The sequence below is a fragment of the Roseobacter litoralis Och 149 genome, assembly GCF_000154785.2.
In the GTDB taxonomy this organism is placed as follows: domain Bacteria; phylum Pseudomonadota; class Alphaproteobacteria; order Rhodobacterales; family Rhodobacteraceae; genus Roseobacter; species Roseobacter litoralis.
The window spans coordinates 3455326-3475641 of sequence record NC_015730.1 but is presented as its reverse complement, the minus strand read 5'-3'; the positions used below and the strand labels follow the sequence as shown (position 1 = coordinate 3475641).

Annotated in this window: 21 protein-coding genes; 12 read left to right on the top strand and 9 right to left on the bottom strand. The window is 56.3% G+C overall.

Translation table 11 applies throughout. The annotated features are described in order from the left end of the window. Positions 1–18: 18 nt before the first annotated feature. Positions 19–735 carry a hypothetical protein gene (locus RLO149_RS16575; RefSeq protein ID WP_013963246.1) on the top strand — a complete coding sequence of 239 codons (717 nt, stop codon included), beginning with the start codon at positions 19–21 and terminating at the stop codon, positions 733–735. A gap of 47 nt (positions 736–782) precedes the next feature. Here the strand turns inward: RLO149_RS16575 and RLO149_RS16570 are convergent, their stop codons facing one another. Continuing rightward, positions 783–2381, bottom strand: a complete 1599-nt coding sequence (locus RLO149_RS16570) for a phosphoenolpyruvate carboxykinase (RefSeq protein WP_011567637.1) — start codon at positions 2379–2381, stop codon at positions 783–785. 353 nt (positions 2382–2734) lie between these two features. Here RLO149_RS16570 and RLO149_RS16565 point away from each other — a divergent pair, with 353 nt between their 5' ends. The 7 genes from RLO149_RS16565 to RLO149_RS16535 are packed head-to-tail and all read left to right on the top strand — an operon-like array spanning position 2735 to position 8098. Further along, a complete protein-coding gene (locus RLO149_RS16565) occupies positions 2735–3436 on the top strand; it encodes a response regulator transcription factor (protein WP_013963245.1) in 702 nt (233 codons plus the stop codon). Positions 3437–3469: 33 nt separating this feature from the next. Then, entirely contained in the window at positions 3470–5167 is a 1698-nt protein-coding gene (locus RLO149_RS16560; RefSeq protein ID WP_013963244.1) for a sensor histidine kinase, read from the top strand. Positions 5168–5188: 21 nt separating this feature from the next. Further along, the gene (locus RLO149_RS16555) at positions 5189–5617 is read left to right on the top strand and encodes an HPr kinase/phosphorylase (protein ID WP_013963243.1); all 429 of its coding nucleotides are present in this window, start codon (positions 5189–5191) and stop codon (positions 5615–5617) included. Further along, entirely contained in the window at positions 5610–6497 is an 888-nt protein-coding gene (rapZ, locus tag RLO149_RS16550; RefSeq protein WP_013963242.1) for an RNase adapter RapZ, read from the top strand. Before RLO149_RS16555 ends, rapZ begins: the two co-directional genes overlap by 8 nt. Before the next feature lie 3 nt (positions 6498–6500). After that, entirely contained in the window at positions 6501–6893 is a 393-nt protein-coding gene (locus RLO149_RS16545) for a PTS sugar transporter subunit IIA (RefSeq protein ID WP_013963241.1), read from the top strand. A 16-nt stretch (positions 6894–6909) separates the two neighbouring features. Continuing rightward, entirely contained in the window at positions 6910–7179 is a 270-nt protein-coding gene (locus tag RLO149_RS16540) for an HPr family phosphocarrier protein (RefSeq protein WP_013963240.1), read from the top strand. Between the two features lie 40 nt (positions 7180–7219). Further along, positions 7220–8098, top strand: a complete 879-nt coding sequence (locus tag RLO149_RS16535) for a lysophospholipid acyltransferase family protein (protein WP_013963239.1) — start codon at positions 7220–7222, stop codon at positions 8096–8098. A 3-nt stretch (positions 8099–8101) separates the two neighbouring features. On the opposite strand, the gene RLO149_RS16530 is transcribed toward RLO149_RS16535, so the two are convergent. Further along, entirely contained in the window at positions 8102–8977 is an 876-nt protein-coding gene (locus RLO149_RS16530; protein WP_013963238.1) for a 3-hydroxybutyryl-CoA dehydrogenase, read from the bottom strand. Positions 8978–9130: 153 nt separating this feature from the next. Here RLO149_RS16530 and RLO149_RS16525 point away from each other — a divergent pair, with 153 nt between their 5' ends. Continuing rightward, positions 9131–9967: a DUF6473 family protein gene (locus RLO149_RS16525; protein WP_013963237.1), complete on the top strand. Its 837-nt coding sequence runs from the start codon at positions 9131–9133 to the stop codon at positions 9965–9967. Between the two features lie 52 nt (positions 9968–10019). Here RLO149_RS16525 and RLO149_RS16520 read toward each other — a convergent pair whose 3' ends face one another. From RLO149_RS16520 to RLO149_RS16495, 6 genes are all read right to left on the bottom strand, one after another. Next, entirely contained in the window at positions 10020–10949 is a 930-nt protein-coding gene (locus RLO149_RS16520; RefSeq protein ID WP_013963236.1) for an electron transfer flavoprotein subunit alpha/FixB family protein, read from the bottom strand. Then, positions 10949–11707, bottom strand: coding sequence for an electron transfer flavoprotein subunit beta/FixA family protein (locus tag RLO149_RS16515; protein ID WP_013963235.1), 759 nt, complete (start codon positions 11705–11707; stop codon positions 10949–10951). Before RLO149_RS16515 ends, RLO149_RS16520 begins: the two co-directional genes overlap by 1 nt. Positions 11708–11888: 181 nt before the next feature. After that, positions 11889–12461, bottom strand: coding sequence for a cob(I)yrinic acid a,c-diamide adenosyltransferase (locus RLO149_RS16510; protein ID WP_013963234.1), 573 nt, complete (start codon positions 12459–12461; stop codon positions 11889–11891). A gap of 6 nt (positions 12462–12467) precedes the next feature. After that, on the bottom strand, positions 12468–12671 hold the full coding sequence (locus tag RLO149_RS16505; RefSeq protein ID WP_013963233.1) for a twin transmembrane helix small protein: 204 nt from the start codon (positions 12669–12671) through the stop codon (positions 12468–12470). A gap of 81 nt (positions 12672–12752) precedes the next feature. Next, on the bottom strand, positions 12753–13583 hold the full coding sequence (locus tag RLO149_RS16500; protein WP_169315068.1) for an SDR family oxidoreductase: 831 nt from the start codon (positions 13581–13583) through the stop codon (positions 12753–12755). Between the two features lie 52 nt (positions 13584–13635). Further along, positions 13636–14292 (bottom strand): SH3 domain-containing protein, encoded by a 657-nt coding sequence (locus RLO149_RS16495; protein WP_013963231.1) that lies wholly within the window; start codon positions 14290–14292, stop codon positions 13636–13638. Positions 14293–14493: 201 nt separating this feature from the next. Here RLO149_RS16495 and RLO149_RS16490 point away from each other — a divergent pair, with 201 nt between their 5' ends. After that, the gene (locus RLO149_RS16490; RefSeq protein WP_013963230.1) at positions 14494–16800 is read left to right on the top strand and encodes a DNA topoisomerase IV subunit A; all 2307 of its coding nucleotides are present in this window, start codon (positions 14494–14496) and stop codon (positions 16798–16800) included. Between the two features lie 13 nt (positions 16801–16813). Here the strand turns inward: RLO149_RS16490 and RLO149_RS16485 are convergent, their stop codons facing one another. Next, complete coding sequence (locus RLO149_RS16485; protein ID WP_013963229.1) at positions 16814–18184, bottom strand: cytochrome P450; 1371 nt, start codon at positions 18182–18184, stop codon at positions 16814–16816. A 123-nt stretch (positions 18185–18307) separates the two neighbouring features. Between RLO149_RS16485 and RLO149_RS16480 the strand changes: the two genes are divergently transcribed. Continuing rightward, positions 18308–18937 carry a hypothetical protein gene (locus tag RLO149_RS16480; RefSeq protein WP_013963228.1) on the top strand — a complete coding sequence of 210 codons (630 nt, stop codon included), beginning with the start codon at positions 18308–18310 and terminating at the stop codon, positions 18935–18937. Between the two features lie 113 nt (positions 18938–19050). After that, complete coding sequence (gene tuf / locus RLO149_RS16475; protein ID WP_013960398.1) at positions 19051–20226, top strand: elongation factor Tu; 1176 nt, start codon at positions 19051–19053, stop codon at positions 20224–20226. Positions 20227–20316: the final 90 nt, after the last annotated feature.

Below are 20316 nucleotides of genomic sequence, written 5' to 3'. Positions count from 1 at the left end.
TTAACGCAGGAGGGGCTAATGGCGATTCACGGAATGAGTGCAGAAGACAAGTTTGCGGCGTCCAGTTCAGAGATACTGAACCGGTTCGGTGTCAGGCTTACCATGGGATATGACTTTGACGAATACAGACATTGGGTTAAGCAAGCGCGGCCTGACCATGTTGTAGGAGATCCCTTTGACAACAAGCAACACAAGCTTGGCAAAGGAAATGCGTGTTGGATTATCGGTCGTGATGAAACGGGCAAGATCATGCACACGCAAGCGCTGCGTATTCTACCGACAGGGGTAAAAAGTGTCGGGGAATATTTCCGCTCCAGTTTTCGCGGTTTTGCGCCATCGCGACCAGATATCGACTATGACCGGTCTCGCTACCGTCCCGGACCCGGTGCAAAGCGCATGTCCGGCAGGGTTGCGTACTCTGGCGAAACATGGGTAGGCGGCTCGCCTGGACAATACCGCGGGTCTGGTCTGTCAACTGTTCTTGGCCGGTATGCCTTGCTTTCTGCGATCAAGGAATTCAACGTGGATTATGTGGTCGGCTTCATGATCAAACCGGTTGCCTATAAAGGATTCTGTTTGCGCATGGGGTTCATGCACGCTGAACCGATGGCGCTGCGCTGGTACATCCAGAACGAGGATGAACCGGTCGAAGCCGTTATGGTCTACATGAGCAACGAAGATATCCGCTTCATCCTCGATCTGCCTGCTGCCGAATTGGATGCATTGGCTGCATAAGCCGCGCATTCAGGCAACCGAAGGCTTCGTACAAAATGGTATCGCGGTCAGCTTATGGCAGCCGCGCGTACATCCTCGTCAATGAACGGCAGGTACTGCTCAAAGTTGTCGGAGAACATCTTTACCAGCTTCGCGGCTTGCCGGTCGTAGGCTTCCGCATCGTCCCAAGTCCTGCGCGGATCGAGCAGGATGCCGGGCACGCCCGTGACGTCGACCGGTACTTGGAACCCGAAGTTGGGATCCTTGCGGAATTCAGCATCCGCGAGAGAGCCATCCAACGCTGCCGTCAAAAGCCCCCGCGTGGCCTTGATCGGCATCCGGCTGCCCGTGCCATAAGCGCCACCTGTCCAGCCCGTGTTCACCAGCCAGCAGGTTGCGCCATGGGTCGCGATTTTCTCGCGCAGCAGATTGCCATAGACTTCCGGGCGGCGGGGCATGAAGGGCGCGCCGAAACAGGTCGAAAAGGTCGGTTCCGGTTCGGTCACGCCACGCTCTGTCCCGGCGACCTTGGATGTGAACCCGGACAGGAAGTGGTACATCGCCTGCGCAGGCGTCAGCCGCGAGATGGGGGGTAGCACCCCAAAGGCGTCGCAGGTCAGCATGATGATGTTCTTGGGGTGACCGCCCCGCGCCGCTTGCGAAGCATTAGATATATAGTGCAGCGGGTAAGCGCAGCGCATATTGGCCGTCAGGCTGTCATCTTCAAAATCAAGGTCTTTGGTTTCCGCATCATAGACCATGTTTTCGATGACGGTGCCGAATTTCTCTGTGGTGGCGTAGATTTCGGGTTCGGCTTCGGGGTTCAGGCTGATGGTCTTGGCATAGCAGCCACCCTCAAAGTTGAACGTGCCGGTATCGGACCAGCCATGTTCGTCGTCGCCGATCAATGTGCGCGCAGGATCGGCGGACAATGTCGTTTTGCCCGTGCCGGACAGGCCAAAGAAAACGGCTGTATCCACCGGATTCCCAACCGCATGGTTGGCCGAGCAATGCATCGGCATCACGCCTTTTTCAGGCAGCAGGTAGTTCAGCAGGGTAAAGACGGATTTTTTGTTCTCACCCGCATATTCCGTCCCGCCGATAAGGATGAGTTTCTTATCGAAATTCATCGCGATGACCGTTTCTGAACGGCAGTTGTGCTTCGCGGGATCCGCCTGAAAGCTCGGGCAGTTGATGACGGTGAAATCAGCGATGAAATCATCCAGATCTTCGCGGTCTGGGCGGCGTAGCATGTGGCGGATAAACAGCCCATGCCATGCCAGTTCGGTGACCATTCGCACATTGATCGCGTGTTTCGGGTCCGAACCGCCGGTCAGGTCTTCAACAAAATAATCGCGCCCTTCCATATGGGCGAGCATGTCAGTGTAGAGTTGGTCGAACCCCTCGGGCGACATCTCCCTGTTGTTTTCCCACCAGATGGTATCGGCAACCGAGTCAGTTTTGACGACATGCTTGTCTTTTGGCGACCGCCCGGTGAATTTGCCTGTAGTGACAAGGAAAGAGCCACCTTTGCCAAGCGACCCTTCGCCACGGGCCAGCGCATATTGGATCAGGTCGGGCTCGATCAGGTTGTAATAGACAGTGCCAAGCCCTGTGATCCCTTGATCCTCGAGCCGAAAGTCCGGGTTCACCCGTCCATGTGTCATATTACTTCTCCTAAATGCCCGCTTTGACAGCGGATGGTCGCAGTTTTGTATCGGCCAGCATGCGCTGCCTGCTGGTCCATAACATGACGTTTTACGCCGTGAACAGGACGGTTTTTGCAGTTAGCGCCATCATCGCCATCTTTGTCGCAGGCAGGCGTTTTATCACGCGATAAAGGGTTAACGCAGTCTTCAAGGAGGCAACAATTCGCGATAATTTAATCATTCGTAACTATTTCATGACCAAATTACCGACGCGTTAAGTTCTGATTCGCTTTCAAGGATTGATTCGGTGGGGTTGAAAATGCTGATTGCTACAAAACGGGAAAAATTGAACCGATGTAAGGGTTTGGCTCATGTCTAAGATCGCGCTGGTGGATGATGACAGGAACATCCTGACATCCGTGTCCATGACTCTGGAAGCTGAAGGCTTCGAGGTTGAGACATATAACGACGGGCAGGCGGCACTTGATGCGTTCAACAAAAGGCTGCCGGACATGGCCGTGCTGGACATCAAGATGCCGCGAATGGATGGCATGGACCTGCTTCAGCGGCTCCGACAGAAATCTGCGATGCCAGTGATTTTTCTCACGTCCAAAGACGATGAGATTGACGAAGTTCTTGGTTTGCGCATGGGCGCAGACGACTACGTGAAGAAGCCTTTCTCGCAACGATTGCTGGTTGAGAGAATACGCGCCCTGTTACGTCGTCAGGACGCCGTGGCAGGCGATATTGTGGCCGACAGCGAAGAAACGAAAGTCATTGAACGTGGTGATCTGCGTATGGATCCGCTGCGTCATTCCGTAAGCTGGAAAGGCAAGGACGTCTCGCTGACAGTAACAGAGTTTCTTTTGCTCCAAGCGCTCGCACAGCGCCCCGGTTTCGTAAAGTCCCGGGACCAGTTGATGGATGTCGCCTACGACGACCAAGTCTATGTGGATGACCGCACGATCGATAGCCACATTAAACGCCTGCGCAAAAAGATGCGTTCGGCCGACGAAGAGTTCTCAGCGATTGAGACCCTTTATGGGATCGGGTACAGATACAACGAGGAATAGCTTGCCACATCTCTTTGGTTGAGGGGCCCAGACATGCGCGACATGACCCCACCACCGTCCCAGGATGACGCCAGTGCGTCGGGGGACGATCAAACGACGCCTGAGAAAAAAGCGCCAAGCGAAAAGCGTATGACACGCAGGCAGCGCGGCTGGATGTCGCTGCGGTCATCTCCGTTGACGCGCAAGATCATAACGTGGAACCTGATTGCGCTTGTTTTTCTGTTTTCGGGCATTGTCTATCTGAGTTCTTCGCGTGACGCCTTGACGTTCCAGCGGGCTGCTTCTCTCGTGACTGAGGCGGAACTGATTGCCGATGTCATCGAAGTTCAGTTACCAACAGGCGCACCGGTGAACTTTGCGACAGGTGATGGCATCGACATAGGCCTGACCCTCGAAAATCTCGACCTGCGCCGCGGCGTCGAAGTCTTCGTGTATGACCGATCCAAAATGCTGATCGCGAACACCGAAGGTCGACTGTCCGTTACGCCTGACGCCGGTGAACCAAACCGAAAGACGTACCTGACGGATGCCTTCAGGTGGTTGTGGGCTGCTATTGCTAGCCCTATTCGCGATCTGCCTGAGGCGGATCAAACGGCGTTGAGTGACAAGATCATACCAGTGATCGACGAGAGTTTTCGAGACGGAACAAAGTTTCGCAACCAATCCGACAATTCAGGTGGGACGCTTTATACGGTGGTGACGCCGGTGCTGCAAAACGGCAAAGCCATTGGCGCGGTCGCAGTGGTGACAGCGGCAGGAGAAATAGACAGCCTGCTGCGCGGAGAGCGGGAGCGCGTGCTGCAGATGTTTGTCATAGCAACCGTGGTTTCGGTTGGGCTCAGCCTCGTGCTCGCCTCTACGATCGCGAACCCGTTGGCGGATTTAGCGGCAGCTGCCGAGATCGGTCGTGATAGGAATACCCGCAAGATGAAACCGGGGCGCATCAGAATCCCCGATCTTTCGGATCGCCCGGACGAGATCGGGCGGTTAAGCGCGGCATTACGCAGTATGATTTCGGCGCTCTACAACCGTATTGATGGTAACGAACAGTTTGCCGCCGATGTGGCGCATGAGATCAAGAACCCGCTCGCGTCCCTGCGATCCGCCGTTGGGACGCTGCGCATGGTCAAACGTGAGGATCAACGCGACAAACTCCTTGATGTGATTGATCACGACGTACGACGTCTTGATCGACTGGTGAGCGATATTTCTGACGCATCAAGGCTCGACAGCGAGTTGGTCAAGGAAGAGGCGGAGCGGTTTGATGTTCTTGTCACCCTGACAAACCTTGGGCAGTATCTTGGAGAGGATGCGCACTCCAGAGGGATTGATTTTATTACAGATTTCCCGGATTCTCCAATTATGGTGCACGGCCTCGAAGCCCGGCTTGCTCAGGTTTTTGTCAATCTGATCACGAATGCTGTATCCTTTTGCGAAGATGGCGACGCGATACGGATATGGGCACGCAAAAAGGGCAGACGGGTTCTTATCGTTGTCGAAGACACCGGGCCCGGCATTCCCGAAGAAGCTCTTCTGCGCGTTTTCGAAAGGTTTTATTCGCAGCGCCCGGATGAGCATTTTGGCAATAACTCAGGTCTGGGGCTCGCCATTTCCAAACAAATCGTGGAGGCGCATGATGGTGTGATCTGGGCCGAAAACATCCGCCCGACCGAAGCGGATATCACGTCTGAACCACTGGGGGCGCGATTTGTTGTCGGATTACCGATCTGATCACGGGGCTGGGTGATCCAGATGCCTGCGCAAATGCTGCATGCCACCTGTGTTGATTTTCAATCCAAAGGGGTCTTGATCACCGGCCGATCCGGCAAGGGAAAATCTGCGCTGGCGTTACAACTCATGGCATATGGCGCCGTGCTTGTGTCGGACGATCAGACTGAGGTTTCGGCCAAGGATGGCAAGGTGTGCGCGCGCGCGCCGCGGCCTACCCACGGCATGATTGAAGTAAGAGGCATCGGATTGCTGAACGCACAGGCGCTCACAAGCAGCACGGTCGAATTGGTTGTCGACTTGGATCAGCTAGAAACTGAACGCCTTCCTCACTTGCACGGTACTGATGTGTGTGGCCTGACGTTGCCCTGTCTATATTATTTTGACGCCCCCCATTTCCCTGCCGGTATTCTGCAATATCTTAAGGCTGGCAGAAGAGAGCCACATGACTGACACATCAACCACCGCACGGCGCATCGTTTTCGTCACCGGTCCCTCGGGGGCAGGTCGATCAAGCGCGTTGAATGTGCTTGAGGATGCGGGTTTTGAAGTGGTAGATAATCTTCCCTTGCGCCTGCTTGATGCGTTTTTGGATGTCCCCGCCAGCGCAAAACCGCTGGCATTGGGAATTGACCCGCGCAACAGGGATTTTTCCACGACCGTTGTTGTTGATGCGCTTGGTAAGCTGACGGGTATTGCGGGTCTGGCGCCGGAGCTTTTGTATCTAGATTGTTCGACCGAGGTGCTTTTGCGCAGGTTCTCAGAAACAAGGCGCAGGCACCCTCTTGCGCCTGATGATCGTCCATCAGAAGGAATTGTGCGCGAACTTGAGATGCTCGGCCCTCTGAAGGCGCGGGCCGACGTGTTGATCGACACGACGGATCTGAATGTGCACCAGTTGCGCGCAGAAGTGGAACACTGGTTTGCGCCGGGCGGAAAGCGCCGCCTTACTGTGTCTGTGCAGTCCTTCTCCTACAAACGCGGGTTGCCGCGCAGCGTTGATATGGTGCTCGACTGTCGCTTTCTGACCAATCCGTACTGGGTGCCGGAATTACGCAGTTTGAATGGCACGCATGCTTTGGTCGAAAAACATGTGATGGCTGACCCCCGTTTTGAACAATTTGCGCAGAAAGTGGAGGAGCTGAGCCTCTTGCTGCTGCCCGCTTATCGCGAGGAGGGAAAGTCATACCTGTCAATCGCCTTTGGGTGTACCGGCGGTCAACATCGCTCTGTTGTGATGGCTCAATTCCATGCTTTGCGCCTTGCAGAAGAAGGCTGGCAGGTGTCAATTAGACATCGTGAATTGGACCTGCGGAAAAATGAAGAGACCTGAGCTTTGATCGGAATTGTTATCGTCGCACATGGAGGACTGGCCAAGGAATATCTGGCGGCGATCGAACATGTTGTCGGCGCGCAAAGCGGGATAGAGGCAATTTCCATAGACGCCGACCATGACAGGGCGGAAAAAGAACGTGAAATTTGTGTGGCAGCCGATTCCGTGGATCAAGGGAATGGCGTGGTGCTCGTGACGGATCTTTATGGCGGCTCCCCCTCAAATCTGAGTTTGCAGGCCTGTGTTCCTGCAAACCGCCGAATTCTCTATGGGGCGAATTTGCCGATGCTTATAAAGCTTGCAAAAAGCCGACATAAAACGATACCTGACGCCGTACGCGCCGCACTCGAAGCTGGTAAAAAGTACATAGACAGTCAAAATATCAGCGCAGAATAACAAGGCCACAAAGCCCATGACCAAATTCTCCCTCGAAATCGTGAACATCAAAGGCCTGCATGCCCGCGCCTCTGCCAAGTTGGTTGAGGTGGTCGAGGGGTTCGATGCGAGCGCCGAGGTTTCCAAGGACGGGATGTCTGCGTCCGGCGACAGTATCATGGGGCTTTTGATGTTGGCAGCATCCAAGGGAAGCTTTATTGAGGTGGAGACAGACGGACCTGATGCGGACGCGCTTGCAGAAGCGTTGACCGCGTTGGTTGCAAATCGCTTTGGGGAAGAGACTTAACGCGTCGGCCCTTTGACCTTACGAACTGAAGGATAACTTCGTGGTAGAAAGTTCGCAGGAATTCAGCCAAGATCAAAAAGCCAAACCGGTTGACTTTCAAAAGTATGACCGCAGCGCGATTTCCTATGCATCAACATTTGAAGACCCGTGGAAAGCGGCATTTATCCGTGTCGTTGAGGCTTTCACCGGTAAGCTGAGAATTCTGCGCCTCGTGCGGGAATTTGAAAGACGCGGAGCGCCGCAGGGACAGGCGTTTTGGCGTGCGGCTTTGGATGTCATGGGGATCGAGTTGCAAACCCCCCAGAACCAGCTGGACCGGATTCCGAAAACAGGGCCTCTGATCGTGGTGTCAAATCATCCGCATGGGATGGTCGATGGTATGATTTTTGCGGATCTCATTGGACGGGTGCGTCCCGATTATCGCATTCTGACACGTTCCCTTCTGACTGTGATTGACGAGGTTGCAGGGTCTTACATGATACCGGTGCCGTTCCCGCATGATCCTGATGCGCAACGCAAAGGTGTCGCGATGCGGGCGCACGCGATGGAGCATCTCAAGAACGGCGGCGTTGTCGCCTTGTTTCCGTCAGGCGGGGTGGCTGCCTCTGAAACCTATTTCGGTCCTGCGATTGAGGGCGAATGGAATGTCTTTACGGCCAAGATGATACGTCGGTCCGGCGCGACTGTTTTACCTATTAAATTCCCCGGCCAGAATTCCCGCGCATATCAGATCGCAAACCGCATTTCGCCGATGCTGCGTCAGGGGTTGCTGCTGCATGAAATCGTTCACGCGTTGAACAAGCCGCAAGCGCCCATCGTTGGACATCCGATAGATCCCGATGAAATCACCAAGCGGCAGGATGATCCCCGCGCCTTCATGGCGTGGCTGCGCGATCACACCCTGTCGTTGACCGATTGAAGGCTACCTTGTGGGAACAGGCGTTTCGCCACGGTAATCGTAAAATCCACGTTGGGTTTTGCGACCCAACCATCCCGCTTCGACATATTTCGTAAGTAAAGGGCAGGGGCGGTATTTGGTATCTGCCAGCCCGTCATGCAGAACGTTCATGATGGCCAGACAGGTGTCGAGGCCAATGAAATCAGCCAGTTCCAACGGTCCCATCGGATGGTTCGCGCCAAGCTTCATAGAACTGTCAATGGATTTGACGTTTCCGACACCTTCATAAAGCGTGTAAACGGCCTCATTGATCATCGGCATCAATATACGGTTTACAATAAACCCTGGAAAGTCTTCTGCAGAGGCGGCGGTTTTGTTTAGCCGGTCAACGACGGTTTTGCAGGCCGAGAAAGTTGCTTCATCTGTGGCAATCCCACGGATCAGTTCGACCAGCTGCATGACCGGTACGGGGTTCATGAAATGAAACCCCATAAACCTCTCGGGCCGGTCTGTCCGGCTGGCCAATCGCGTGATCGAAATGGACGAGGTGTTTGACGTCAGGATCGTGCTTGGTTTCAGATGTGGAATAAGGTCTTCGAAAATCGCCTGTTTGACGGTTTCACGTTCGGTCGCAGCCTCAATCACCAGATCGGTCTGGCCCAGATTCGTGAGTGTTGTGGTCGTTGTGATCCGGCCCAGGGCGTTTTTCTGTTCGTCGGCGGAAATCTTCTCACGGCTGACCTGCCGGTCCATGTTGCGCGCCATTGTTTCCATCGCGGCGCTCAGTGTCTCCTGATTGATGTCGTTCAACATCACATCATACCCTGCCAAGGCCATAACATGCGCAATACCGTTGCCCATCTGCCCTGCACCGACGATTCCAATTGATTTGATTTCCACGGAAGTCCCCTTTTATCAGCTGCATTCTACGGCTTCGGCACGGGTAGCTGCAAGTGCAATGCGGCAGAGCAGCATTGTCTAAAATTCTATCATTAAGAAAATGTAAGGACCCGCCCTGCATAAACATGCTTGGGTGAAAATAAGGGTGGGTTTATGACCTATGAAGTACTCGGGGCGGGGGCCCTGAACTATGAGCCGTGCCGGTATGGAGAGTCGCGAATTCTCTTTCGTGGCCCGCAGCGGCGCTTGGATGTCCCATATGTCGCCTTTATTGGTGGCACCGAAACATACGGTAAATTCATAAATGCGCCGTTCCCGGCCATTATTGAAAATCAGATCGGGATAACTTGTTTAAACCTTGGTGTCTCAAACGCAGGTATAGATGCGTTTCTCAATGATTGTTTCGTTCTGAATGCGGCAAACGGCGCGCAGGCGACTGTGATGCAGATTATTGGTGCACAGAACCTGTCTAACCGGTTCTACACTGTGCACCCGCGCCGCAATGACCGTTTCTTAAAGGCGTCAGCGCTGCTTGCGTCTATCTACCCAGAGGTGGATTTTTCGGAATTCCATTTCAACCGCCACATGCTTGGGATGCTGCACAAGGTGTCTCACGAACGATTTGAGCTTGTGTTGGATGAGATTCAAGCCGCATGGACGGCCCGCATGAAGCTTATGTTGCGCCGAATAACAGGCCGGACTGTTTTGCTTTGGTTTGCAGATCACACGCCGCCTGCCGGTAACGCGCTCTTTTGTGACCTTGCCCAAGCCTCTGAACCGTTGTTCGTCACGCGCGAGATGATTGACGAGCTGACCGCACACGCCACCAGCTTTGTGGAAGTGACTGCATCAGCGCAGGCGCAAGCCGCCGGTACGAAGGGGATGTCGTTCAGTGAAATGGAGGCACTGGCCGCGGGTAAAGTGCTCGGGCCGCAGGCGCATGGCGAAGTCGCAGAGCGACTAAGCGGTGTGTTGGACAATTTTCTTTGAAAAAGGCCGCGGCGGTATTGCCGCGGCCGTTCATTGCATAAAATGCGCAGGGTCAGTCGAGTTTTTCGATCAATTCCGGCACGGCGGTGAAAAGGTCCGCCACAAGACCGTAATCTGCGACCTGAAAAATGGGCGCTTCTTCATCCTTGTTGATCGCGACAATAATCTTGCTGTCTTTCATGCCGGCCAAGTGCTGGATGGCACCCGAAATACCCACGGCGACATATAGCTCAGGGGCAACAACCTTGCCCGTCTGTCCCACTTGCCAGTCATTCGGCGCATAACCGGAATCCACTGCAGCGCGCGAGGCGCCGACAGCCGCGCCAAGCTTGTCTGCCAGTTTTTCGATAAGTGCGAAATCGTCCTCTGAACCAACACCGCGACCGCCTGATACGACCACACCAGCCGAGGTCAACTCGGGGCGATCGCTCGCGGCGACCTTGTCCTCAACCCATTCGCTCAAGCCCGGATTTGCCGCAGCACCGATGTTTTCGACACTGGCGGAACCGCCTGTTGGGGCGGCATCAAACGTGGAGCCACGGAACGTTATAACCTTTTTAGCATCCGCAGATTTGACGGTTTGCATGGCATTGCCCGCGTAGATCGGGCGCTCGAATGTATTGGCATCGATGACGGCAGTTGCGTCGGAAATCACCATGACATCCAGCAAGGCCGCCACACGCGGCATAATGTTTTTGGCATCTGTCGTCGCGGGTGCCGCGATATGCTCGTAATCGCCTGCGAGAGACACGATCAGATCGGCAACCGGCTCAGCCAGCCGTTTGCCGTAGATTGCATCCTCGGCGCAAAGCACTTTGGCTACACCCTGAATGGTTGCAGCCTCAGCCGCGGCATCGGCGCAGCTTGCCCCGGTACACAACAGCGTCACATCGCCCAGGGTTTGTGCCGCTGTTACGGCTTTTGCTGTCGCATCCATGGCGAGGGTGCCATCGGTAACTTCTGCAAGAAGAAGAACGGCCATTATACTGCTCCCGATTCTTTGAGTTTGGACACCAGTTCGTCAACCGAGCCCACTTTTATACCAGCGGCACGTTCGGCAGGTTCCTCGGTCTTGATAATTTCAAGGCGCGGCGAGACGTCCACACCATAATCTGCGGCCGTTTTCTCATCCATCGGCTTTTTCTTGGCCTTCATGATGTTGGGCAGGGAGGCATAGCGCGGTTCATTCAACCGCAGATCAACCGTTATGACCGTGGGCATGTTGACTTTGATGGTCTGCAAACCGCCGTCCACTTCGCGGGTAACAATCGCCTTGTCGCCTTCTACAGCAACCTCGGACGCGAAAGTCGCCTGCGACCAACCCAGCAAGGCGGCCAGCATCTGGCCCGTTGCATTCATGTCGTTGTCGATGGCCTGCTTGCCACACAGCACAAGGCCCGGTTTCTCTTCGTCCACAACGGCCTTGAGGATTTTTGCAACGCTCAGGGGTTCGATATCATTGTGCACATCATCCGCCGCAATCACGAGGATTGCACGATCTGCACCCATGGCCAGAGCAGTGCGCAGAGTTTCCTGACTTTGCTTGACGCCCACAGAAACGACGACAACTTCGTCGGCCTGACCTGCTTCCTTGAGCCGGATGGCCTGTTCGACGGAAATCTCGTCAAACGGGTTCATCGACATTTTCACATTTGCAAGATCAACTCCGGAACCGTCCGCTTTCACGCGCACCTTCACGTTGTAGTCGATCACGCGTTTGACAGGCACCAGAACCTTCATAAGCGTCTCTCTCCTTGGTGTGGCGACTCAATTGCAAGCCCGCCGTTCAATTTCTCAATCGTGGTTTATCGGAGCCTGCGCATTTGAAACAGTGTAAAATCGTCACGTTCTGTCGTTGATACGCCACGTTAGGAATGTTTGTGGTGCCGACACGTCACTAACGGGCGGCCCAAAGTGTCATTCAGCGATTTGCGCCGGGCACCCAAAGCACGTCATCCTTGCCGCCATTGTTGACCGTGCGTGCGGCGACGAAAAACCAATCGCTCAGCCGGTTGAGATATTTCACGGCAGATGAATTGATCGCTTCCATCGTCGCCAATTCAACGCACAGGCGTTCTGCGCGGCGCGATACGGTCCGACACACATGCAAATGCGCGGCCAGAGGCGACCCACCCGGCAGGATGAAACTGCGCAGGGGCTCAAGGTTTTTGTTCATGGCGTCGATTTCGCTTTCCAGCCGTTCGACCTGCGCTTCGATCATGCGCAAGGGGGGATATTCCGCTTCGGCGTCCTGCTCCATGTCGGGCCGGCACAGATCCGCGCCCAGATCGAACAGGTCGTTCTGAATGCGGCTCAGCGCCTCATCCATCTCGCCGTCGGCCTCAAGTCGGGCTACGCCGACAAAGGAATTCAATTCGTCGGATGTACCATAGCTTGCCACGCGCACCGCATGTTTTGCCACCCGTGCACCATTGCCGAGCGCGGTTTCGCCCGCGTCGCCGGTCTTGGTATAGATTTTATTCAAAACGACCATTGCCGTTCAGCCCCCCTGATTTCGAAAATAGACAAACAGCACGATGAAAATCACCGCAATGAATTGCGCGCCGATCCTGTAGCGCATCAGTTTGTTTGAATTCTTCTTGTTAAATTCGCCACCACCTGCAAAGCCGCCGAGCCCGAGGGCCAGCACGATCACAACCGCAACACATGCAATCACGGCCAGAATGAAAAACGGATCTCCCATTTGAATTGTCCTTTTTGTTTCACCGCACGATGTAGAGGCGTCGTCAATAAAAGCGAATGCCTATTTCAGGCGCGGGCGAAATTAAATGCGCGCCAAAACGCGGTCGAGGGCGCTGGTCGGCAGAATGCGCCGCAAAGCGCCCATGAGATAGGTAGGGGTGGTAACATAGTATCGCGGCTTGGGGGTACGCGCCTCTAATGCATGGCGCAGTTTCTTCAGCACCGCTTCGGGGGGCAGTTCGAAGGGGTCGGGGCCGCCGCTCTGATAGAGCCGTTTGTTCAGCGTGCTTTCGTATTGCGCGCGCCGGGGGGAGGTTTCCCATTTGATCCAGCGTTCAAAATGCGGGATTGAATTCTGCCGGATTTTCGATGTGACAGGCCCCGGTTCAATCAGAACGATATGAATATCCGTATCCCGCATTTCGATCCGCAGCGTATCGGTCAGGCCCTCAAGCGCGAATTTCGTCGCATTGTAGGCGCCGCGCCACGGCAGCGTCACAAAGCCAAGGACAGATGAGCATTGGATGATCCGACCATGCCCTTGTGCGCGCATGACCGGGATCACGGAGCGGGTCAGTTCGTGCCAGCCAAAGAAGTTCGCCTCGAAGATGGCGCGCAATGCGTCCGTGGGCAGGTCCTCGACCGCGCCCGGCGTGCCATGTGCGCCATTGTTAAACAGCGCGTCTAACGTGCCGCCGGTCGCCGCCAGAACTTCGTCCAGCCCTTGTCGGATGGTGTCGGGTTGCGTGTAGTCAATCAGCGGGCTTTCAAATCCTTCAGCGCGCAGCCTGTCGCAGTCTTCGTGCGTGCGGCATGATGCGAAGACACGCCAGCCTGCGACCTTGAGGCCCTGTGCCGCGCAGTAGCCTATGCCCGACGAACACCCGGTGATCAGAATTGATTTTTGCATCATGTCCCCTTTGATGTTGGACACCATGTGCCAAGTAGGATCGGGACATGCAATCCTAACCGCCCGTAAGCAGGAATTCCGCGACCCACCCCGTCGGCCCGCCATCCAGTGGGCGCAGTTCAACCCAGCCGTTGCCGGTATCCGTCAGCACTTCGACCTCTGCCGATTGGGTCAATTGCGCAACCACATCATACTGCGTGCCCGGACCGGAGCGCATGTTGACCCGCGAACCTTTGACGGACCGCAGGGTTTTTTCAACGCTGGTATCTGTCGAGGCCGCGACGATGGATGATCCTGCAAAGACATTGCTTGGCTGCTCTTGTGGGGGGCTCAGCGCGGCGAGGCTGAGCGGTTCATCCTGTGCAGCCGCGAGGCGCTCGACTGTAATTTCGGGGTCAGTGTCGCGATCAGCCGCGCGCGGTGCGGCGATGGGGGCCGTCACTTCGGGGGCTTCCGGTTCGGCGACCACGGATGCAAAGGACACGAGGTTCAGATTTGCCCGTGTCACCGTATCGTCGGCCTTGGGCGCTGGTGAGGCGGGTGCGGCAACATAAACAGGACCGGGCAACGCATTTCTGCGTGCAACTTCGCGGTCCTGTCGCGCTTCAATCACGTTTAGCCGGGCGGCCTCGGGGTCAAAATCCGACCCGCCGCTGAGTTCATAAAAACCAAGGCCCAATACGACAAATGACAGCAGAATAAAACGTTTCATCAACGACACCCAGAATCCCCACGCAGCTGTTATATCACAGACTGCTACCTCAGGCCCAATAGCAATCCGAGTCGGAGTTGAAGAGGGGAATTTGTCAGGTAAAGGCCCCGCACGCCTGTTCCTGCGCCCGCGCCGCCAAACATTCAAAGGTGTCTTCAATCGGTGCTTGTTCCCTGCCAACTGCCCCGCTAAACAAAGCCGATGAGCGATCAGGACGATATCACCGACAAAGAACCAGCGGACCTTTCCGAGCCGCTGCGCCGCGCACTTGGTGAGCGGTATCTGACCTATGCGCTCAGCACGATCATGCACCGTGCCTTGCCGGATGCGCGCGATGGCCTCAAGCCCGTGCATCGTCGTATTCTCTATGCGATGCGCGAATTGCGCCTCTCCTCTACCGGCGGTTTCCGCAAGTCCGCCAAGATTTCGGGCGACGTGATGGGCAACTATCACCCGCATGGGGATGCCGCGATTTATGACGCGATGGCCCGCCTCGCGCAGGATTTCAACGTCCGCTATCCGCTGGTCGATGGTCAGGGGAATTTCGGCAATATCGACGGCGATAACCCCGCCGCCAGCCGCTACACCGAAGCACGCATGACCGCCGTCGCCGAAGCGATGCTGGACGGGCTGAACGAAAACGCGGTGGATTTTCGGGAAAACTACGACGGCACGCTGACCGAGCCGGTGGTTCTGCCCGCGCAGTTCCCGAATTTGCTGGCGAACGGGTCCAGTGGCATCGCCGTGGGGATGGCGACCAACATCCCGCCCCACAACATCGCCGAGCTGTGCGAGGCCTGTATTCACCTCATCAAAACGCCTGATGCGCGCGATGACACATTGCTGAAATATGTGCCCGGACCGGATTTCCCGACCGGTGGTGTGATTGTAGAGCCGCCGGAAAACATCGCGCAGGCCTACCGCACGGGCAAGGGCGGGTTTCGTCTGCGTTGCCGGTGGGAGGTGGAGGACCTTGGTCGGGGTCAGTGGCAGATCGTGGTCACTGAAATCCCCTATCAGGTGCAGAAATCCAAGCTGATCGAAAAGATCGCGGAGCTTATTCAGACCAAGAAAATCCCGATCCTCGCAGATGTGCGGGATGAATCTGCGGACGACGTCCGGATGATTATCGAACCGCGTTCCCGGTCGGTGGATGCGGATGTGCTGATGGGCATGCTGTTTCGCTATTGCGATCTTGAGCTGCGGTTTTCGCTGAACATGAATGTGTTGATCGATGGCGTTACGCCCAAGGTCTGTTCGATGAAGGAAGTGCTGCAGGCGTTCCTTGATCACCGGCAGGAAGTCTTGCAGCGGCGTTCCCAGCACCGTCTGGAAAAGATCGACCACCGTCTTGAGGTGCTCGAAGGGTTTATCATCGCCTTTCTCAATCTTGATCGTGTGATTGACATCATCCGCTATGATGACGACCCCAAGGCGGCTTTGATGGCCGAGGATTGGGGCAAGGATCACCCGCGTGCCCTTAATGAGGCCGATTATGTCCCGCCGGTTCCGACCGATGATGTGACGCTCACCGAGGTGCAGGCCGAAGCCATTTTGAACATGCGGCTGCGATCACTACGGCGCCTTGAGGAAATGGAACTTGTGCGCGAACAGGAAGCCTTGATGGCAGAACGCGCCGCGCTCGAAGACCTCCTCGAGAGCCCGGAATTACAATGGGCCAGCATCACCGAGCAATTGCGCGCGACCAAGAAACAGTTCGGCAAAGACTGGGATGGCGGTGCGCGCCGTACCACATTCTCTGAGGCGACGGTGATCGAAGACGTGCCCATTGAGGCCATGATCGACCGCGAGCCGATCACCGTTGTCTGCTCCGAGATGGGGTGGGTGCGCGCGATGACCGGCCACATCGACCTCACGCGGGAGTTGAAATTCAAGGATGGCGACGGGCCGCGCTTTATCTTCCATGCTGAAACCACGGATCGTTTGCTGGTCTTTGGATCGAACGGGCGGTTTTACACTGTGTCGGCGTCAAGCCTGCCGGGCGGGCGTGGCATGGGAGAGCCGCTGCGGTTGATGATTGACCTGCCCAATGAGGCGGAAATCATCACGATCCTGACCCACGCACCCAATCGCAAGCTGTTGGTCGCGTCCTCCGCCGGTGATGGTTTTGTCGTCCCCGAAGCAGACGTCGTGGCCCAAACCCGGACCGGCAAGCAGGTGCTGAACGTGCGCGGGGATACGCGGGCCATGATCTGCAAAGCAGTACAGGGGGACACGGTGGCCGTTGTCGGTGAAAACCGCAAAGTGCTTGTTTTCCCGGTTGGGGAATTGCCCGAGATGGGGCGGGGCAAAGGCGTTCGTCTGCAAAAGTACAAAGATGGCGGATTGTCCGACGCCACGACCTTCATGCAAGCCGACGGGCTCAGCTGGCAGGACCCCGCAGGGCGCACGCGCAGCGAAACAGAACTTGCGGAGTGGACGGGAAAACGCGCCACAGCAGGTCGCATGGCACCACGTGGTTTCCCGCGTGATAACAAGTTCACCTAAGCGCGCGGTTCGCTCAGACCGGTTCGGCCATCAGCCACACACCGCCCTCGGGACGCAGGGTGATGACCATCACGGGTTTCGGATCACGGCCCCTAACGGGTGTGAAGCGGAACCGTGACAACAACGTGGCAAGGATGATCACCGCCTCCTGCACCGCAAAGGACGCACCGATGCAAATGCGCGGCCCATCGCCAAAGGGCAGATAAGCGTATCGTTTAATTGATTTCCGATCCTCGAAGCGGTCCGGATCGAATTGGTCCGGGTTTTCCCAAAGCAGCTTGTGACGCCCCAGCGCATAGATGGGGATCATGACCGTGTCTTCGGGTTGGATGTCAGCCCCGCACAGGGTGTCAGGCTTTTGCGCTGTGCGCGAGACAACCCCCGCAGGCGGGTAAAGCCGCAAGGCTTCGTCAATGATCTGGCGGATGTAGGGCAGGTGGTCGACATCAGTGGTCGTCGCGGCGCGCCCACCCAGAACGTCCTGCGCTTCGGCGCGCGCTTTGTCCTGAACATCCTGATCGAAGGCGCAGAGGTAAAACGACCATGCCAGCGTGAGCGCGGTTGTCTCGTGCCCTGCCACGATAAAGGTCAGCAGATTGTCACGCAATTCGCTCGTTGTCATCGAACGACCCGATTTTGGGTCTTGGCTGGTCAACAGGAGATCAAGCAGGTCGGGAACATCGCCGGGCCCCCGTGCGGCGCGGGCCTCAATCGCAGCATCTGCGTCCTGTTTCATCTGCGTCATTTCCGCCGAAGCGGTTGTACGACCGGGGCGGGGAATCCAATCGGGCAGGCCCAGCACGTCCAGCAGCGAAATCCGACCCGCATCGTTCACATAAGTCTCAAGGGCGTCATGCACCGCCTGTCGGTCAAAACTGCCGTCGTCGGAAAACGTGACTTCGGCAATCACATCAAAGGTGGCCGTGATCATCTCATCCAGCATGTTCACTGCGCGCGGACCTGCCTGCGCCACCCGTTGTGATGTGCGATCTGCCGCAGCCGTCATCACGGGGCCAAGGGCTGCGACGTTGCGGTGCGAAAACACCGGAGCCGAGGCACGCCGCTGCCAGCGCCAATGCGCACCTTCCGCAATAAAGAGCGACTCGCCTATCGCCGGGCGCAACAGGTTTTTCGTGACGGTGGATTTCGGATAATCTTCGACACGGTCCAGCAACATCCGCTGGATCGCGGCAGGGTCCATCACCATATGCCAGCGCTTTGCGGTCTTGCCAGAGACAACGGGCTGCTCAGTCGCCTGTTCGGGAATGATGTTGAGCACATTCTCGCGCATCATCTGCCAGCTCTTCAGAATGCCAACAGGCGCATTTACCAATGGAACGCGCACGGGTATGCGGCCTTTATCAGTCAATTCGTCCTTTGCCATTCATCTGCTCCTTGCCTGAGGGTTGAATTAGCGCGCGCTGTGCGAGCGTCCAATGCCTGCCACGTTGCGACTTGCAGCGCATTGGGTTAGGCGTTGGGGCACTGAGATTTTGAGGTTTCCGCGATGATAAATCGTATTTGTCTGTTGATCACATTGGTGCTGCTTATGGCCTGCACCTATCCGGAAGATCTGAACGATCCCCCCGTGGATCTGGGCAACTTCCGGCTTGAGCACAATATTGTTGTTGCGCCACTTGCTGAAACCTCTACCGCCATAAGCCGTTCGGTGACCGAGGAACAATTGACCACGGCGCTACGCGATGCCATTGCCGCGCGCTTTGACCGCTATGAGGGCAGCAAGCGATATCATCTCGGCGTCAGCATCGAGGGCTATATTCTTGCGCGTGCAGGTGTTCCGGTCGTGGCTGCCCCCAAATCCGCGATGATCATACGTGTCACCGTCTGGGATGACGCGCAGGCCAAAAAGCTGAACGTACCCCCTGAACAGATGACGATTCTTGAAAACATCGACGGTGAAAGCCTGATTGGGACCGGCTGGACGCAGTCAGCGGAAAAGCAGCTGGAAGGTCTGGCACGGAACGCGGCGAAATCGATCGAGAACTTTCTTGTGCGTGAGAATGAAGAGAAAGGGTGGTTCAAGGACGACGGTACACAGAGCGGTGTGATTGCAGAAGAAACGGATACCGGTCTTTTGCGCGACGTACAGAGCGAGGCTTCGCAGACAGACGGTTAAACTACGTCAAGTCGCGCTTGATTTTCCCCTCAGTTCACAATACATCGCCCGCCATATCATTGGGACAGGGTCGCGCATGGTGACCCGCTGACAGCAAAAAGGCGCCTCTCATCATGGCAAAGGCAAAGTTTGAACGTAATAAACCGCATGTTAACATTGGCACGATTGGTCACGTTGACCACGGCAAGACGACGCTGACGGCTGCGATTACGAAGTATTTTGGTGATTTTCAGGCGTATGACCAGATTGATGGCGCGCCTGAGGAGAAAGCCCGCGGGATCACGATCTCGACAGCGCACGTTGAGTATGAAACCGAAGCGCGTCACTACGCGCACGTGGATTGCCCCGGTCACGCGGATTACGTCAAGAACATGATCACTGGTGCTGCGCAGATGGACGGCGCGATCCTGGTTGTGAACGCGGCCGACGGCCCGATGCCCCAGACGCGCGAGCACATCCTCTTGGGCCGCCAGGTTGGCATCCCGACGATGGTTGTTTTCATGAACAAAGTGGATCAGGTCGACGACGAGGAACTGCTCGAGCTGGTCGAGATGGAAATCCGCGAATTGCTGTCTTCCTATGACTATCCGGGCGACGACATTCCTGTGATCCCCGGCTCCGCGCTGGCGGCGATGGAAGGGCGTGATCCAGAGATCGGCGAAGAGGCGATCCGCAAGCTGATGGCCGCCGTGGATGAGTTCATCCCGACGCCTGAGCGTGCGATTGACCAGCCGTTCCTGATGCCGGTTGAGGACGTGTTCTCGATTTCCGGTCGCGGGACTGTTGTGACGGGCCGTGTTGAGCGTGGCGTGATCAATGTTGGCGACAACATCGAGATCGTGGGGATCAAGGACACCCAGACCACAACATGTACGGGTGTTGAGATGTTCCGCAAGCTGCTGGATCGCGGTGAAGCCGGCGACAACATCGGCGCATTGCTGCGCGGTATCGACCGTGAAGCGGTTGAGCGTGGTCAGGTTCTGTGCAAGCCGGGTTCGGTCAAGCCACACACCAAGTTCGAAGCCGAGGCCTATATCCTCACCAAGGACGAGGGCGGCCGCCACACGCCGTTCTTTGCGAACTATCGCCCCCAGTTCTACTTCCGCACAACGGATGTGACGGGCACGGTTCAGCTGGCCGAGGGCACTGAAATGGTGATGCCGGGCGACAACGTGAGCTTTGGTGTTGAGCTGATCGCACCGATCGCGATGGAGCAGGGCCTGCGCTTTGCGATCCGCGAAGGCGGCCGCACCGTCGGCGCCGGCGTCGTGTCCAAAATCACCGAGTAATCCCGATACGCGCACAAAAAGGCGTGTCAAAGATTACGGAGTGAACTGGTAACTCAGCCGCCCTGCGCGCCCAAGCCCTTCCCCGCGAAA

Excerpts from the sequence above, each read along its gene's own strand:
- RLO149_RS16495 (WP_013963231.1), bottom strand. The coding sequence starts at position 14,292 with ATGAAACGTTTTATTCTGCTGTCATTTGTCGTATTGGGCCTTGGTTTT.
- RLO149_RS16515 (WP_013963235.1), bottom strand. The coding sequence starts at position 11,707 with ATGAAGGTTCTGGTGCCTGTCAAACGCGTGATCGACTACAACGTGAAG.
- RLO149_RS16560 (WP_013963244.1), top strand. The coding sequence starts at position 3,470 with ATGCGCGACATGACCCCACCACCGTCCCAGGATGACGCCAGTGCGTCG.
- RLO149_RS16505 (WP_013963233.1), bottom strand. The coding sequence starts at position 12,671 with ATGGGAGATCCGTTTTTCATTCTGGCCGTGATTGCATGTGTTGCGGTT.
- RLO149_RS16485 (WP_013963229.1), bottom strand. The coding sequence starts at position 18,184 with ATGGCAAAGGACGAATTGACTGATAAAGGCCGCATACCCGTGCGCGTT.
- RLO149_RS16575 (WP_013963246.1), top strand. The coding sequence starts at position 19 with ATGGCGATTCACGGAATGAGTGCAGAAGACAAGTTTGCGGCGTCCAGT.
- RLO149_RS16540 (WP_013963240.1), top strand. The coding sequence starts at position 6,910 with ATGACCAAATTCTCCCTCGAAATCGTGAACATCAAAGGCCTGCATGCC.
- RLO149_RS16510 (WP_013963234.1), bottom strand. The coding sequence starts at position 12,461 with ATGGTCGTTTTGAATAAAATCTATACCAAGACCGGCGACGCGGGCGAA.
- RLO149_RS16565 (WP_013963245.1), top strand. The coding sequence starts at position 2,735 with ATGTCTAAGATCGCGCTGGTGGATGATGACAGGAACATCCTGACATCC.
- rapZ (WP_013963242.1), top strand. The coding sequence starts at position 5,610 with ATGACTGACACATCAACCACCGCACGGCGCATCGTTTTCGTCACCGGT.
- RLO149_RS16520 (WP_013963236.1), bottom strand. The coding sequence starts at position 10,949 with ATGGCCGTTCTTCTTCTTGCAGAAGTTACCGATGGCACCCTCGCCATG.
- RLO149_RS16525 (WP_013963237.1), top strand. The coding sequence starts at position 9,131 with ATGACCTATGAAGTACTCGGGGCGGGGGCCCTGAACTATGAGCCGTGC.
- RLO149_RS16480 (WP_013963228.1), top strand. The coding sequence starts at position 18,308 with ATGATAAATCGTATTTGTCTGTTGATCACATTGGTGCTGCTTATGGCC.
- RLO149_RS16570 (WP_011567637.1), bottom strand. The coding sequence starts at position 2,381 with ATGACACATGGACGGGTGAACCCGGACTTTCGGCTCGAGGATCAAGGG.
- tuf (WP_013960398.1), top strand. The coding sequence starts at position 19,051 with ATGGCAAAGGCAAAGTTTGAACGTAATAAACCGCATGTTAACATTGGC.
- RLO149_RS16555 (WP_013963243.1), top strand. The coding sequence starts at position 5,189 with ATGCCTGCGCAAATGCTGCATGCCACCTGTGTTGATTTTCAATCCAAA.
- RLO149_RS16500 (WP_169315068.1), bottom strand. The coding sequence starts at position 13,583 with ATGATGCAAAAATCAATTCTGATCACCGGGTGTTCGTCGGGCATAGGC.
- RLO149_RS16490 (WP_013963230.1), top strand. The coding sequence starts at position 14,494 with ATGAGCGATCAGGACGATATCACCGACAAAGAACCAGCGGACCTTTCC.